At 57.2% G+C, this 14677-nt stretch carries 14 protein-coding genes and 1 tRNA gene; 6 read left to right on the top strand and 9 right to left on the bottom strand.

What is annotated here, in order from left to right; translation table 11 throughout:
* Positions 1-6: 6 nt before the first annotated feature.
* Complete coding sequence (locus QPL94_RS12625; protein WP_285357717.1) at positions 7-336, bottom strand: hypothetical protein; 330 nt, start codon at positions 334-336, stop codon at positions 7-9.
* Positions 337-462: 126 nt separating this feature from the next.
* Between QPL94_RS12625 and QPL94_RS12630 the strand changes: the two genes are divergently transcribed.
* Complete coding sequence (locus QPL94_RS12630) at positions 463-888, top strand: hypothetical protein (RefSeq protein WP_285357718.1); 426 nt, start codon at positions 463-465, stop codon at positions 886-888.
* A gap of 27 nt (positions 889-915) precedes the next feature.
* On the top strand, positions 916-2157 hold the full coding sequence (locus QPL94_RS12635; RefSeq protein ID WP_285357719.1) for a saccharopine dehydrogenase family protein: 1242 nt from the start codon (positions 916-918) through the stop codon (positions 2155-2157).
* A 7-nt stretch (positions 2158-2164) separates the two neighbouring features.
* Here QPL94_RS12635 and cydC read toward each other — a convergent pair whose 3' ends face one another.
* From cydC to QPL94_RS12655, 4 genes are read right to left on the bottom strand one after another with little or no spacing between them, the layout of a single operon-like run.
* Entirely contained in the window at positions 2165-3781 is a 1617-nt protein-coding gene (gene cydC, locus QPL94_RS12640; protein WP_285357721.1) for a thiol reductant ABC exporter subunit CydC, read from the bottom strand.
* Positions 3774-5444, bottom strand: coding sequence for a thiol reductant ABC exporter subunit CydD (cydD, locus tag QPL94_RS12645; protein WP_285357722.1), 1671 nt, complete (start codon positions 5442-5444; stop codon positions 3774-3776). Before cydD ends, cydC begins: the two co-directional genes overlap by 8 nt.
* Positions 5445-6446, bottom strand: coding sequence for a cytochrome d ubiquinol oxidase subunit II (cydB, locus tag QPL94_RS12650; RefSeq protein WP_285357723.1), 1002 nt, complete (start codon positions 6444-6446; stop codon positions 5445-5447).
* Positions 6447-6448: 2 nt separating this feature from the next.
* Positions 6449-7879, bottom strand: a complete 1431-nt coding sequence (locus QPL94_RS12655; RefSeq protein WP_285357725.1) for a cytochrome ubiquinol oxidase subunit I — start codon at positions 7877-7879, stop codon at positions 6449-6451.
* A gap of 184 nt (positions 7880-8063) precedes the next feature.
* Here QPL94_RS12655 and QPL94_RS12660 point away from each other — a divergent pair, with 184 nt between their 5' ends.
* On the top strand, positions 8064-8693 hold the full coding sequence (locus QPL94_RS12660) for a class I SAM-dependent methyltransferase (protein ID WP_285357727.1): 630 nt from the start codon (positions 8064-8066) through the stop codon (positions 8691-8693).
* A gap of 86 nt (positions 8694-8779) precedes the next feature.
* Positions 8780-8866, top strand: a tRNA-Leu gene (locus QPL94_RS12665).
* A 47-nt stretch (positions 8867-8913) separates the two neighbouring features.
* On the opposite strand, the gene QPL94_RS12670 is transcribed toward QPL94_RS12665, so the two are convergent.
* Both QPL94_RS12670 and QPL94_RS12675 read right to left on the bottom strand, forming a co-directional pair.
* A complete protein-coding gene (locus QPL94_RS12670; protein WP_285357728.1) occupies positions 8914-9666 on the bottom strand; it encodes a VIT1/CCC1 transporter family protein in 753 nt (250 codons plus the stop codon).
* A gap of 99 nt (positions 9667-9765) precedes the next feature.
* Complete coding sequence (locus QPL94_RS12675; RefSeq protein WP_285357729.1) at positions 9766-11076, bottom strand: MFS transporter; 1311 nt, start codon at positions 11074-11076, stop codon at positions 9766-9768.
* A gap of 305 nt (positions 11077-11381) precedes the next feature.
* On the opposite strand from QPL94_RS12675, the gene QPL94_RS12680 reads away from it, so the two are divergent.
* Positions 11382-11741 carry a VOC family protein gene (locus tag QPL94_RS12680; protein ID WP_285357730.1) on the top strand — a complete coding sequence of 120 codons (360 nt, stop codon included), beginning with the start codon at positions 11382-11384 and terminating at the stop codon, positions 11739-11741.
* Here QPL94_RS12680 and QPL94_RS12685 read toward each other — a convergent pair.
* On the bottom strand, positions 11720-12487 hold the full coding sequence (locus QPL94_RS12685; protein ID WP_285357731.1) for a Crp/Fnr family transcriptional regulator: 768 nt from the start codon (positions 12485-12487) through the stop codon (positions 11720-11722). The two genes, QPL94_RS12680 and QPL94_RS12685, sit on opposite strands and share 22 nt — an antisense overlap.
* 315 nt (positions 12488-12802) lie before the next feature.
* On the opposite strand from QPL94_RS12685, the gene QPL94_RS12690 reads away from it, so the two are divergent.
* The gene (locus QPL94_RS12690) at positions 12803-13696 is read left to right on the top strand and encodes a hypothetical protein (protein WP_285357734.1); all 894 of its coding nucleotides are present in this window, start codon (positions 12803-12805) and stop codon (positions 13694-13696) included.
* A 132-nt stretch (positions 13697-13828) separates the two neighbouring features.
* On the opposite strand, the gene QPL94_RS12695 is transcribed toward QPL94_RS12690, so the two are convergent.
* Positions 13829-14632 carry an enoyl-CoA hydratase-related protein gene (locus tag QPL94_RS12695; RefSeq protein ID WP_285357736.1) on the bottom strand — a complete coding sequence of 268 codons (804 nt, stop codon included), beginning with the start codon at positions 14630-14632 and terminating at the stop codon, positions 13829-13831.
* Between the last annotated feature and the right edge of the window lie 45 nt (positions 14633-14677).

Here is a 14677-nt window from a genome sequence, read left to right on the forward strand (position 1 = left end):
TGGCTCTTATCGGTATTCCAGCTTCATTTCCACGTCGATTTCCCGTTCCGCCAGTTCGATTTCCAGCTCCTTCATCACTTCCTGGTAAACCAGCCGTTGCACCATGACAGGAAGACGATCGGCCAGCATGCGGGCCGATTTGGATTCCCGTTTCGCCAGGGCAATCGGATCCCGCACCCGGAGCGTAAGTAACATTTCCGGATCCCGTGTATTATCAGGGCCATAGCTCTCGGCGAGCGCCTCCGTGATGACTTTTTGCTGACGGTGCACTCGCCAGAACAGCCAGCCGCTGACAATGGCGAGTATGAGGCTCAGTACCAGAAGCAGGGTGTTCAATGGGGTAACCTCCGGGGTTCGGGTAAATCAATTCTGACAGAGTGTGCCGTATCGACCCGTTAAATCGATTGGCCGGTGCGACGTTTTTGTCGTAATTTCCAGGGAAACAATCGTAAGGATAATGACATGATCTGGTTAAAAGCGTTCGTCAGTGGCTTTCTTGCAACACTGATTTTTCACCAGGGGCTGCTTGCCCTGTTTTACTTCGTAGGCATGGTGCCAGCCGAGCCGTTCAATCTGAACCCGGTACCACCCCTGGGAGTGCCTGCTGTGGTTTCGTTGGCATTCTTTGGCGGGCTTTGGGGCCTGGTGCTCTGGGCCATTCTCGGGCGCCTGAATGGCTTTAAGTTCTGGTTGGGTAATGTAATAGTAGGCGCCATCGGACCAACCGCCGTCGCGATGCTGGTTGTCTTCCCCCTCAAGGGTCTTGCGGTGTCTGCCCAGACCTGGGTCGGAGGCCTGATACTTAACGGCTTCTGGGGGCTGGGCGTTGCACTTTTCCTGGTACTGATGGGCGCGAAGACTGCCCGGTCCGGCGCTGGCAATTCATAACGGATATTGACGGATTAAGGACAACCAATGAGCACAAAGACTGACACCACTTACGATATCGTGGTATTCGGTGCCACCAGTTTCGTGGGGCAAATTCTGACGAATTACCTGTTTGAATCCTATGGCGTTGGCAAGGACGTTCGCTGGGCCATTGCCGGGCGTTCCGAGAGCAAACTGAGCACCCTGAAACAGAGCCTGGGCAAAGGGGCAGGAAACCTGCCAATGATCGTTGCGGATGCCAGCGACGAAAGCGCGCTCAAAGCCATGTGCGATCAGACCCGCGTGGTGATTTCAACGGTGGGCCCGTATGCCCTGTATGGCGAGCCGCTGGTGAAAACCTGCGCTGAGACCGGCACCGATTACTGTGACCTCACCGGTGAGGTTCAGTGGATCCGCAAAATGGTGGAAACCTACGAGGAGACAGCCAAGGCTTCTGGCGCTCGCATCGTCCACTGTTGTGGCTTCGACTCCATTCCGTCCGACATGGGCGTCTGGTTCCTGCAGGAACAGTCGGAGGCGACCTTTGGCACGCCTTGCCAGGATGTTCGCATGCGGGTAAAGGTTGCCAAGGGTGAGTTCTCGGGCGGCACTGTAGCCAGCATGATGAACGTGGCCAAAGAAGCTGCAGCGGACCCGAAATTGCGCAAGGAGCTGGCAAATCCATTCTCTATCTGCCCACCGGATCATCGCTCCAGTACCCGTCAGCCCAGCCTGAAAGGGGCGGAGTTCGACAAGGATTTCAATGTCTGGCTGGCGCCGTTCGTAATGGGGGCCATCAATACACGGGTTGTTCATCGCTCCAACGCCTTGCAGAACGCCCGTTATGGCAAAGAGTTCACGTACGACGAAGCCATGATGACAGGGCGGGGCATGAAGGGCCGCCTTGCAGCCTACGGTATCACCGGCGCTCTGGGCGGATTCTTCACTGCGTCCGCGTTCAGGCCGTCGCGCTGGGTGGTGGAGAAATTTGTGCCTAAACCGGGTGAGGGCCCAAGCCCCGAAGCCCAGAAAAACGGTTTCTATGATCTGCGCTTCGTGGGTAAAACGGCCGACGGCAAGACCATCAAGACCAAGGTGACCGGTGATCGCGACCCGGGTTACGGCTCCACCGGCAAGATGCTGGGTGAAGCCGGAATGTGCCTTGCGTTTGATGTTGAAGGTGACAAGCAGGGTGGTTTCTGGACACCATCGTCACTGCTGGATGGCAAACTCTTCGAGCGTCTGACCACCAAGGCCGGCCTGACGTTCGAGGTACTGGAAACCAGCTGAACCGGCATCAGCTGAGCCGGATGGTGCGGTCGGAGGCGGGTAGAGCCTCCGGCGCGTGCCCCAGCGCGATAACCGTTTTCCCTGACAGCCACTGCTTCATCCCGGCTGCAATCCTGTCCCTCGTGGCCGCATCTACGCCAGTAAACGGCTCGTCCAGAATCACCAGTGGTGCCTCGTTCAGTAGTACTCGCGCCAGAACAATTCGCCGGGCTTCCCCCCCTGAAAGCTGACTGCCCATCGAACCAAGCCAGGTGTTGAGCTGTGCCGGTTCGTGAGTGAAGCGATCTGCCATTTCCACCAGGTTCAGAATCCGCCAGAGTTCCGCATCAGAGGCATCCGGCCTGCCAATCAGCAGGTTCGCTTTCAGTGTGTCCTCGAACAGCACAGTCTGTTGCGTAAGATACGCTGGTGGCCGGCGGCGAGCGCGGCCCGAGGCAGGTTTCTCGAGGCCGGCCATGACCTCGGCCAGCGATGATTTTCCGGCACCGGAACCGCCAATAATGTTGACCCATTCACCGGCCAGTACCGAGAGATCGAAACGGCTGAGTACCGGAGAGTGATCTCCAAACCGGATGGTCACCTGTTCCAGTTCCAGCGCATGGCGATCGTCTACCGGACATTGACCGGGCTCGGTTGCGCTGGAAGATTCTGCCGAACAGTCACGGTTCAGCCTGGCCGCAGAGGCAAGCGTTCCGCCCAGCCTGGCAAAGGCATCCGGAAGTACAGAATAGATCTCCAGCAGCCCCAGAAGAGCCACTGGCAGCAACACCACCACCGGCCCGGTAACAGTGCCCTGCTGGAACAGATCAAGCCCCATCCACAGAGCCAGAACAACAGCCAGGTTCACCATTACCTGCGCCAGCCCCAGGTTCCAGCCGGAGCGAGTATCAGCCCGGGAGTCACTGCGGGCAATCTGGTCAGCCTGGCGCAGGCAAAGGGCGGCGTGTTTGCCGGTGCGGCCTGCCGCCGTCAGTTCGGCAAAGCCTTCGATGTGCTCGATCACGTCAGTCCGCACTCGTTCGCGAACGTCGGTTTGCCGGTAAACCAGATGGCGGGTGCGCAGGTAAACCACAACCGTCGCCACCAGAAACGCCGGCAACAGTGTGATCACCAGGGCTATGGCGATATCCCGGCTATAGAACACACCGGCAACGACTACCAGTATGACGGTTACCAGCGCCGCAAGGGCCGCAGGCGCTATCAGGCGAAGGTACAGAGTATCCAGGGCATCGACGTCATTGGTAAGCCGTGACAGCCACTGAGGGCCCTGTAAGGTGTTCCTGCGGTGTCGTGCGGAGAGACAAAGCCGCTCAAACAGGGCCACCCGGATATCCGTCAACAGGCGCAGCACGGTATCGTGGTTATAAACCCGCTCGGCATAACGGGCAACCGTGCGAGCCACTGCAAAGAAGCGTATGCCGCCACCGGGAACATACAGGTTGAGCGACGCCTGTACTCCGGCCGCCAGCAACAGGCCGGTGAGGGCGGTGGCGGTAATAAACCACCCTGACAACGCCAGCAGCCCCATACCTGACAGCAAGGTAGCCAATATCAGCAATCCGCCTGTCACCAGTCGGCCCGGACGCCGGATGATCAGGGCCAGCCAGGGCCACAGCTCACGCATCGTGCACGCCTCCCCCGGTTACCAGCAAGGTGCGGTTCGCCAGGGTGAGCAGGGCCTGATGATGGGTGGCAAAGATCAGCGTTTTACCCGCCAGTGCCAGTTTGTGGAGCGCTTCAAGAATGTAGATCTCACTATCGCTGTCCAGGCCTGCTGTGGGCTCGTCGAGCAGAATCAGGTCATAATTGGCAACAAATACGCGCGCCAGGCTCAGCCTGCGTGCCTGGCCGCCGGAGAGGCCCTGGCCATCCTCGGTGATTCGGCTGTAGATGCCCCGTTCCCGGCTGTTGAGCAGGCCCCCGAGGCCAACCTGGCGTAAGGCGGTTTCTATGGCAATGTCGGTGGCGTCCGGGGTTGTCAGCCGAAGGTTGTCCGCCCAGGTACCGTGCACCAGAAACGGAGACTGCCCGAGCCACCCGAAAGACTGTTCCCCGGGCGCGGCCCCGAAGACCGTTATGCGGCCCTGGTCCGGTTGCATATAGCCTGCCACCAGGTACAGCAAGGACGACTTGCCACCCCCGGAAGGGCCGGTGAGCGCGATCACTTCGCCTTTTTGGATCTCCAGCGACACCTGATCCAGTATCGGACGCCCGGTATCGTAGGCGAGAGTCAGATCCCGCGCGGTAATCGCATCTGGCGATTGTGGATGAGGGGTGCTTTGCGCCGGGGCCCTGGGTTCATCAACCCCATAAAGCCTTTCTACAATCTCCGCACCAGCGCCCATGGCCGCTGCACGGTCGTGATAGTGCTGGGATAACAGGCGCAACGGCTGGAAGAACTCCGGTGCCAGTAACAACACCAGCAAACCCGAGAACAGCGTGAGGTCTTCCGCTGGCCCGTAGGTGATATAGCCCAACAGGCCAAAGCCGATATAAATGGCCACGACGGCGATGGCGACCGAAGCAAAGAACTCAAGTACCGCTGAGGACAGAAAAGCAATCCTCAGGGTTTTCATGGTGACGCGGCGATAATCGTCGGAGCGTTTACGCAAGGTTTCTGCTGCCGGGTCCGTCTGACCGAATAACTGCAAGGTTGTCAGCCCCCGAACCTTGTCCAGGAACTGACCCGACAGCCGGCCGATGGTCTGGAAATGCTGTTGGTTAAGCTTTTCGGCACCCATGCCCACCAGCGCCATGAACAAGGGAATGAGGGGAGCAGACAGCATCAGGAACACCCCCGCGAGCCAGTCCAGCGAGAATACCACCACCAGAACCAGTAACGGCACGATCACAGCCAGAATCATCTGGGGCAGGAAGCGGGCGAAGTAGCCATGGAGGGCGTCGGTATGGTCGAGCCACTCACGAGCCAGGGTGCCCGCCGAAATCTGGCCGATGGCAACAGGTCCGGCTTTTTGCCAGCTGCGATTGATCTGGTGGCGCACCTCACTGCGCACCTTACGGCTGCAACGTGCCGCAAACCGGGCCTGAAGTCCCTGAGCAATGCCTCTGATCAGGATTGCGGCAACAGCGCCAGTGAACAACAGGGAGAGCTCTTCAACGGGCACCTTCGCAGCGATGCCCTGGTGGACAATTGCTGCGAGGAAAGCCATTTGCGCAATGGTAGCAATGCCTGCTACCACGCCCGCCGATACCGTCGCCAGTATCAGCGGGCGGCCATGGGCAGCAAGCCCCTCCAGCCAGCTACGGGCAGTGACCGGCTCTGTCACTTAGTGGTAACCCTCGCCGGCGCGGACCTTGCCGCGGAATACCCAGTAGGTCCAGGCGGTGTAAGCAAGCACAACCGGAATGACAAACACCAGACCAATCAATAAGAACAACTGGGAATCGTAGGCGGACGCCGCGTCCCAAAGGGTAATGTCTGGCGGCACCACGTAAGGCCAGCGACTGACAATCAACCCCAGGTAGGTGAATATGAACAGTCCCAGAGTTGCCACAAAGGGCATACCCTCAAAGCGGTTACGCACTGACCGGAAAATCTGGAAGGCGCAGATCAGAGTCAGTGCCGGCAGTATCCAGATCACGGTGATATTGGAGAACCAGCGGTCCTTGACCATCTCGTCCACGAACGGTGTCCAGATACTGATGATGACGAACACGCCCAACACGCCGAGCAACAACGGGATGGTAATCCTGTACGCCCACTCCTGAAGCCGACCTTCGGTTTTCATGATCAGCCAGGTGGAGCCCAGCAGGGCATAGCCGGCGAGCAGGCCGAAACCGGTCAGAATCGTGAACGGACTCAGCCAGTCCAGCGCACCACCGGTGTAAACCCCGTCGGTTACTTCAAAGCCCTGAATATAGGCACCAACCACTGCGCCCTGGGCAAACGCCGCCAGGGTTGAGCCACCCGCAAAGGCCCAGTTCCAGAGATAGCGGGAAGTACTGGCCTTGAAGCGGAACTCGAATGCGATACCCCGGAAGATCAGGCCTGCCAGCAAAAGGAACACACCGATGTACAGCGCCGGCAAAATGGTGGTGTAAACCAGGGGAAATGCGGCCAGAAGTCCGGCACCGCCCAGCACCAACCATGTTTCGTTACCATCCCAGACCGGCGCTACGCTATTCATCATGGTGTCCCTGTCCTCTTCCGTCGGTGCGAAAGGAAAGAGAATGCCCATGCCAAGATCAAAGCCATCCATCACCACATACATGATGATGCCGAAACCGATAATAAACGCCCAGATCAGAACCAGATCAAGCATGCCCATAATCAGTGACCTCCCTGGTTCAGTGGCTTGTGAGTGCCGTTATCATCGATGTCGAACGGCACGTGAGCGGCAGAGAAGGGGCGCTTGGGCCGGTCGGACCCGTACTCCTTATCGATATCGCTGTCTTCCATTCCCACATACAACACCCGCATCAGATAGTAGACACCGGCACTGAACACCAACGCATAGACCACGAAGTACCCAATCAGTGAAAACAGCGCCATACCGCCTGTCAGTGAGGGCGTAACAGCCTCACTGTGGTTCATCAGCCCCTGTACCAGCCAGGGCGCACGGCCTATCTCCGTTACAAACCAGCCGGCCAGCACCGCGACAAAGGGTGTCAGGCTCATGAGCCTCAAACCCTGCAGGAACCATGGTGTTTGCCAGTAACGTCCACCAGCGCGAAGTACCAGGCCCGCAAAGGCAAACACAATCATCAACAGACCCAGGCCAACCATCACCCGGAACGACCAGAACACAATAGCTACCGGCGGCTGCTCCTCTGCCGCCACTTCATTCAGCCCGGGCACTTCCCCATCCCATTCGTGGGTAAGAATGAAGCTGGCCAGACTGGGGATTGCAATCTCGAAACGGTTGGTCTGGTTGGCCTGATCCGGAATGGCAAACAGCAGCAGCGGCACATTACGGGAGGTTTCCCAGTTACCTTCCATGGCTGCCACCTTCATGGGCTGGTGCTCCATGGTGTTGAGGCCATGAAAGTCGCCTACCACCGCCTGGGTCGGAGCAATAACCAACAGCAGCCAAAGGCACATGGACAGCGCTTTGCGGTTTGCTTCAACTTCGCGGCCTTTAAGCAGGTACCAGGCACTCACACCTGCCACCACAAAACCACCGGTCAGGAAGGAGGCCAGTACCATGTGGGTAAAGCGGTAGGGGAAGGAGGGATTGAAGATCGCCTCGCTCCAGGAAGTCACAAAGAACACACCATCCCGGAATTCGGTGCCGGCCGGAGTATGCATCCAGCTGTTGGCGGAGAGAATCCAGAACGAAGAAATAAAGGTGCCCGTTGCTACCATGACTGCCGCGAACAGATGAACGCCGGGGGGCACCTTGTCACGGCCGAACAGCAGCACACCAAGGAACGCCGCTTCCAGGAAGAAGGCCGTTACCACCTCATAACTCAGCATAGGTCCCAGGAAATTGGCAGTGGCCTGGGCGAAATTGCTCCAGTTGGTGCCGAACTGGAAAGACATCACAATGCCCGACACCACGCCCATGCCGAAGACCACCGCAAATACCCTGGTCCAGAAGGCAGAAAGTTTTACCCAGGAAGGATTTTTTGTCTTGAAGGCCAGGCCCTCAAGGACAGCGATGTAAGAGGCAAGCCCGATGGTAAACACTGGGAAAATGGCGTGAAATGACACCACGAACGCGAACTGGATTCGCGATAGGATAAGAGGATCTAGTTCCATGGGAACCCTCCGGTAACGTTTACATCATAACGAACGGGCCCAGCGAACCCGTTCAGCCGCTGCCTTAGCTAAAATTGTTATGTTGTTATTACCGGCAGATCATTGTCATGCTACTAAACCTGGTGACAAAACCGATAGGTCAGATTGTCGCACCTCTTGATATAGCACAAGTATGGTGAAGCCAATGAGCTTTTACGAGAACCGGATACTGCCACACATCATAGACCGCGCCTGCTCAATGGGCCAGGTGATGAAACTTCGCAGCCAGGTAGTTCCACACGCCAAAGGTCGGGTACTGGAGGTGGGCATGGGCTCTGCCATCAACATGGAATTCTATAACCCCGACCATGTCGACATGGTGTACGGCCTTGAGCCTTCAGATGGTATGCGCAGCAAGGCCCAGCCGAACCTCGCCCGGTCTCCCATCAAAGTGGAGTGGCTGGACCTGCCCGGAGAAAAAATCCCCCTGGAAGATCACTCCGTGGACACCGTACTGCTCACTTTCACCCTGTGCACCATTCCGGACTGGCACACCGCTTTGCAGCAGATGTGGCGGGTACTGAAACCCGGTGGCGAACTCCTGTTCCTGGAGCACGGAGAATCTCCCCATGACAACACCCGCAAATGGCAACACCGGATTACTCCGGGTTGGAAGAAGTTTGCCGGTGGCTGCCACCTGAACCGTCACATCGCCGACCTGATCCGGCACGCCGGTTTCGAGATCCTGGAGCTGGAAAACCTTTACATTCCCAAAGCGCCGAAAATCGCCGGTTACATCTATAAGGGCAGGGCGGTGAAACCTGTGGATGCCTGACACCAGGTTTCGGGGCGAAGCAGAATCTGAATTGCGTTACCGAACGCGGCCTTATACAATCCTGCCCTTCAAAACTCCCTCCGAATGCCCGGATGGTGGAATAGGTAGACACAAGAGACTTAAAATCTCTCGACCGTTAGGTCGTGCCGGTTCGATTCCGGCTCCGGGCACCATCGTCATCAATCGGTTATAGTGTTTTCTGTTTGATCTCTCAATCGTTTCAGTCACCTAGGAACCCTTGTGCGAAATAGCCGGTAGCAAAAGCTAATCCGGCCGCTGCGGTACCCATTAACAATGTACGCAGTCCTGAACGCCAAACTGGCACACCATATACCGCGCTCTTAAGCATGCCGATACCTAAAAACACCAGCCCTGCGAGACCAAGACTTGCCAGGAATTGAGTTGTGGTACTGAACCCTGGCAGAGCATAGGGCAACAGGGGCAAAGTTCCGATCAAAAGGAACGCAGCGAACGTAGTCAGAGCTGATCGCAAAGGACTTAATCCAGCAGCAGAAAGCCCATACTCTTCTCGTAACATGGTGGAGACCCATACCTCTGGATCGTGACATAGGGCTTCGACCACCTGTTCAAGCAGCTCCCCCTCAAATCCCTTGGCGTGGAACAGCTGGCGAATCTCTTCTCGCTCGCCTTCCGGTATCAAGGCAATATGTTGATGTTCGACCTGTTTAGCGCTCGCAATCTGAGCCAACTGTGCCTGGCCAGCCTCATAGTTGCTCACCGCCATACTGAAGCCATCAGCAGCCAGGTTGGCGAAACCCAGGACTAATGCAACTTGTGGCGAGAAGCCCGCACCGAAAGCACCGGATATCACCGCAAAGGTAGTGACACAACCATCAATACCTCCGAGTACAGCATCAGGCAACGTTGAAGCTCGCATCGGCTTTGCCAGCCGTGCGCGCACCGCATCGGGTTGGTGCTCATCCAGAAGCTCCTCGCGGCTGGGAGTCGGCATGTCCAAACCTCCTGTGGTCAGGATGGATAACCATAAGAGTATATGCACAACCAGAATATCGGGCTGACCAGAAGTGTAATGTGGACTTTCCCCCTACCATCATACATTCGGGTCCTTTGACTCATCGGTGCGGGTGGTAGTCAGGTAGGTTTTAGTCACTGGATCGGGGACGGTTCGCGGCTCCAGCTCAAACACCTCCGGGGTTGAGGAAGGCAGATTGGTGTAAGCGCCCTTATCGACGATGGCGACCCGGGAATGGCGGTGAACATCCACTAGGATGTAGGAGCCCGTCAGCGCCAGAGCTACCATGGCTACCAGGAAGCCAGATAACGGCCCCATGGCAATGGCAACGCCGCCGGCAACAGCGGGTCCCGCCGCCGCACCTATGCCATAGCCCAACAGTAGCCCGGCACCGATATCAGCGGTATCGGTGGGCGTTCCAACGCGGTCGTTGGCATGGGCGAGGGCAAGGGGGTAAAGTGCGTACAGAACACCGTGGAGGCCCGCCAGCAGGATGTAAATCGCGGCCAATCCCAGGCTCTGGCCCCAGATGAGCATGAGTGCGAAACTGGCGCTGACCAAGGTCGCGCTGGACATTACCCGACGGCGCTCGTAACGGTCCGATAGCATTCCCACGGGCCATTGCAGAATCAGGCCGAGAATAACGGGCACGCTCATCATAAGCGCGACGTTGGACGTGTCCAAGCCCAACGAGACCGCGTAGATCGGCCCCAGTGCGGTAAGGGCACCTCCCGAAAAGCCGGCCGCAGTGGCCGTTGCCAGACTCACTGGCGAGACGTTTATCATGCGTCGCCAGTTGGCGGGAGCACGGGGGGGGATTACCGGCGTGTCGGTGCGCCAGAACAGTACTGGCACCGCTGCCAGGCATAGGGCGATAGCCGCGACGCTGAATGGTTGCCAGAGCGTGTCTGGCAAGAAGGTCAGAAACAGTGGCCCAATGCCAATGCCTCCGTAAACTGCGAGGGTGTAGACCGCAAGCACCCGTCCGCGTGCCTCGGGGCCGGAGGCACTAACCAACCAGGCTTCAACCACAACTGCTACGGCGGCAATACTGGCGCCATGCAGTAGTCGGATTATTCCCCAGAACCAGAGGGAGTCGATCAGCGCGAGGGACAGCACGGCAAAGATGACAATACCCAACAGGCCGCCAAATGCGCGGATATGGCCGACGCGCCGGATAAGCAGCGGCCCGAGAAAAGCGCCCAGGCCGAATCCCAAGAAATAACAAGCCGTGACAAAGCCCGAGATGGAGCCACTGGCGAGCCGAAGCGGAACCAGCGTATGAGTTAATCCCTGGCTTACGTACATCACCACGGTTGCCAGCAGTAGGACCGCCAACGATGCGAGTTTTGGGGCGACGCGATGGTGTGTTGTGTTGTCCTGGTTCATGGGCAATTCGCTGTTCCTTAGCCGCTACCGCCAAGCTCTGGCTTCAGTTAGTACGGGACTCTGTCTTAAAAGACATCATAAGGGATTAGTATGGCCCATTGACTCTGGCTGGCTAATGAGTGTCCCAGTTTCTACGACTGGCTTTTATCCAGGCACTCACGCCCAATACTATCCATATCTTGACATGACAGTCCCTCTACCTGCGCCACTCTGTCCCTCCGGCCCATCTCCGAATGGTCTAAAATAAGTGAATGGAACAACCGCAAGCGCTTCCCCTGATCCACTCAAAAGAGCAGGTGCCCACCATGAAACCCGAATTCAGACCCGGCAAGAATATCGCCATGAAAATACCGACACATGAGTACGAAAGCACCGTTGGTTTCTATCGCGATGTTGTAGAACTCAGGGAACTTACTGCCATCGGCAGCGACACCACGCCCCGGTTCGAGTTCGGGGACAAGGTGTTATGGCTGGATTGTGAAGCACGGATCAGCCAGGCGGAGATATGGCTGGAGATAGTCACCGACAATATCGAGCTGGCATCTGAATATCTGGCTGAGCAGGGCTGTGATCGTCGCGATGAAATCGAACCCCTGCCGGATGGCTTCCAGGCGTTCTGGGTATCGAGTCCGTCAAATATTATTCATCTGGTGTCTGCGGGTTGATGATTGATGTGCCAGGGCTCCGGGGGCCATTGCTCAATGTCCGTCCCGAACACCACGCGGTACCTGTTGGTGAGGGTGGCGTGGCAGCGGCAGGCTGCGCTCTCAAGACCGGCATGATCAAGAATGCGGATCACACCACGGGAGTGGCTGATCAGGCCCCGCCGGTGAAGGGAGCCGACAGCATGGGTTATGCCGCTTCGGCGCACTCCCAGCGCATGGGCGAGCTGGCAGTGGGTGAGGTGGATCGTATCGGAGAGGCTCAGGTCCCGGGTCATCAGCAGCCACCGAGCCAGGCGGGGTTCTATCTCGTGGAAATGCATGCAGGCAGCGGTCTGGAGGGTTTGCATCATAAGCCGGAACTCGTAGTGATGCACTGACTCCAGCAGATGCGAGTTGGCACGCAGTTCCTGTTGCAACTGCGCCGTCGCCATCATCAGGGCCGTGCCGGCCACCTGCACCTCCGCGCGCATAGGCGCCGCCAGGATGCCCAGTGACACCGTAGATCCGAGCATGCCGTCGCGACCGACCAGGCCCAACTCGAGCGGCGAACGGTTATCAAGTGTCATAGCCAGTGAAATGACCCCCGACGTCGGAAAATAGGCCGCTTGCAAGTCCTGATTCGACTCCCACAGAACGTCCCCCTGTCTGAGCTCGGTTCTGTGACACAGGGCTGTAAACCGGCGGCCTTCCTCGTCCGGCAGCGCCTCGATTATGGCGTTCCTCTCCTCTTTACATCCCTCGGTCATCGTGACGGCCTCCCTGCGGCATTCCGGCCGCTCAAGCTTCCCTTGGCATGGACCAGCAGAATTTCCCAAACACCCTGTACCCATACGTGAATAAGGTCTGTGCGGTTGCGCACTCTGGCGTTCTGCAACTGGCCTTATTCCAATATTGCAGGGCCGGACTCCGGCCAATAATTCCCGGCTATGTTCGATAGCGTACAGAACTCGGAAACCAGTGAGCCTAGCCTCTTTGATATAGCAATAAGTGAAAGGCAATCGCATTACTTTTACGGAAGGGGGTATTGGCCAAAGCCAATAGTCCAATAATAAGGAAACAGGATGTTAAAGCTCCCCGGAAACACGTTAACAAGATTTTCCCTGGTCTTCGTCACGCTTTCGTTGGCCGCCTGTGGAGGTGGCGGCTCTAGTAGCACTACTGTTATAAGTCAAGAAAACACCGGCGGCGGAACGCCTGAAGATACTTCAAGCGGTAGTGACGACTTTGTGGGAAAAGAGGTTCAAGACCACTTCGTCGGAGCCGATGCAATTCTCAAAGCCGGTGTTTATTCAGTTGTGGTGACTTACACGGATGAGAGGGAACCTCTCGTTGGGCCCATGTTATTGAGCGCGACGGGCAATTTCACTTTCCCCTTTGGTGACCGTGTTACTTCGGGCACTTTAATTTATGACGGTCTTTCTGACTCAGAGGGCTCTTACATTGAGGGTCCTGTGGTTGAATACGAGCTCTTTGACGAGTGGGTTCGCACGCCGGAGAGCGCTGACAAGAAGGCTACTATCGTGGGCGTTGTGCCTCCAGATCAAAATGTGTCTGCGTTACTGGATACCGGGGCCCTTGTAGAGGAAATCAAGATTACGCGAGATAACTCAGCTAGCAATCAAAGTCTGAGGTTTGATCAAATTGCAGGTACACACGAGGCCAGCGCCGGGTCAGACCCTCAAATTATGATAGACGTCGACGGCGGTATAAACGGCGTCGACAGAGGATGTATTCTCGAGGGACAGGTCACGATTCCGGTTGCTGAAGTCAATATCTATGAACTCTCCTACGAAGCGTCAGGTTGCACTGATCTGCCCGAAGCCACAGGCGAGGAAAGAGATGGGGATTACCTTGGCATCGGTACTTTCACTCCCGCAGGTAGTGAGGGGGAGGGGAGTATTGAATTTGCCGCAAGCAATGGCAAAATCGCGTTCTATTTTGCCGGTACAAGGTAATCGGATATACCTGATAACATTTGTAAATTGTAAACAACGGTACCCGCACCTGAGTCAGATTGAGAGGCACGTTAATGATTCAACAGATTTGAGTTGAATCGGGCGATTTGCGGGTGCCGGCTCCAGACATGCTCACTTCCTGGCCATAGCCTCCAGCATCCGGTTAACCGCCTCCAGATGCTCCGGCTCGTTGTGGCACATGCCCTGAAAATTCGCGCACACATCCAGAAAATCTTTCAGCTCCATACGCGGTGCCATTTTCATCAGGCGTTTTGTTAATCGGGTGGCCTTCGGGGGCTGGCTGGCGATGCGGTTTGCCATGGCATTTGCTGTGTTGAGCAGTTCGTCGGCCGATACCACGTCCAGCACAATGCCCAGCTCTTTGGCTTCTTTGGCGTCAATGATGCGGCCGGTGAGTGTCAGCTCAAAGGCGCGTTGGTAGCCGATCAGGCGTTGCATGAACCAGGCGCCGCCGTCTCCGGGAATGATGCCGAGGTTAAGGAAGGTTTCGCCGAACCTGGCGTTTTCCGAGGCGATGCGGATATCGGCCATGTTCGCCAGATCGAATCCTGCGCCGATGGCGGGGCCGTTTACGGCGGCGATGATCGGCACTTCCACGTCCTGAAGGGCCAGGGGAATTCGCTGAATACCCTTGCGGTAGCGGTCTGCGCACTCGGCCACATCACCTGCGAAATCTCCGCTGCGATTGGCCATGTCACGAATGTTACCGCCGGCGCTGAAGGCGGAGCCGGCACCAGTGACCACCAGTACCGATACCTCATCGCACTGGTTGACCCAGTCGGCAGTGGTCACGATGTCCTCGATCAGGCTGGAGCCTGTCAGTGCGTTGCGCAGATCGTGACGGTTCAGGGTGAGGGTGGCTACCCGGTTTTCCAGGGTAAGCAGTGCATCGGTGAGAGTCGGTACGTTGGTCATTGTAGGGTTCCTTGTTGTGGCTTAAAGGTTATCTTCGCGCGCCGG

Origin of the sequence: Marinobacter sp. SS13-12, from assembly GCF_030227115.1 — a bacterium.
Lineage (GTDB): Bacteria > Pseudomonadota > Gammaproteobacteria > Pseudomonadales > Oleiphilaceae > Marinobacter.

Excerpts from the sequence above, each read along its gene's own strand:
- QPL94_RS12630 (WP_285357718.1), top strand. The coding sequence starts at position 463 with ATGATCTGGTTAAAAGCGTTCGTCAGTGGCTTTCTTGCAACACTGATT.
- QPL94_RS12635 (WP_285357719.1), top strand. The coding sequence starts at position 916 with ATGAGCACAAAGACTGACACCACTTACGATATCGTGGTATTCGGTGCC.
- cydC (WP_285357721.1), bottom strand. The coding sequence starts at position 3,781 with ATGCGTGAGCTGTGGCCCTGGCTGGCCCTGATCATCCGGCGTCCGGGC.
- cydB (WP_285357723.1), bottom strand. The coding sequence starts at position 6,446 with ATGGGCATGCTTGATCTGGTTCTGATCTGGGCGTTTATTATCGGTTTC.
- QPL94_RS12655 (WP_285357725.1), bottom strand. The coding sequence starts at position 7,879 with ATGGAACTAGATCCTCTTATCCTATCGCGAATCCAGTTCGCGTTCGTG.
- QPL94_RS12660 (WP_285357727.1), top strand. The coding sequence starts at position 8,064 with ATGAGCTTTTACGAGAACCGGATACTGCCACACATCATAGACCGCGCC.
- QPL94_RS12670 (WP_285357728.1), bottom strand. The coding sequence starts at position 9,666 with ATGCCGACTCCCAGCCGCGAGGAGCTTCTGGATGAGCACCAACCCGAT.
- QPL94_RS12675 (WP_285357729.1), bottom strand. The coding sequence starts at position 11,076 with ATGAACCAGGACAACACAACACACCATCGCGTCGCCCCAAAACTCGCA.
- QPL94_RS12680 (WP_285357730.1), top strand. The coding sequence starts at position 11,382 with ATGAAACCCGAATTCAGACCCGGCAAGAATATCGCCATGAAAATACCG.
- QPL94_RS12685 (WP_285357731.1), bottom strand. The coding sequence starts at position 12,487 with ATGACCGAGGGATGTAAAGAGGAGAGGAACGCCATAATCGAGGCGCTG.
- QPL94_RS12690 (WP_285357734.1), top strand. The coding sequence starts at position 12,803 with ATGTTAAAGCTCCCCGGAAACACGTTAACAAGATTTTCCCTGGTCTTC.
- QPL94_RS12695 (WP_285357736.1), bottom strand. The coding sequence starts at position 14,632 with ATGACCAACGTACCGACTCTCACCGATGCACTGCTTACCCTGGAAAAC.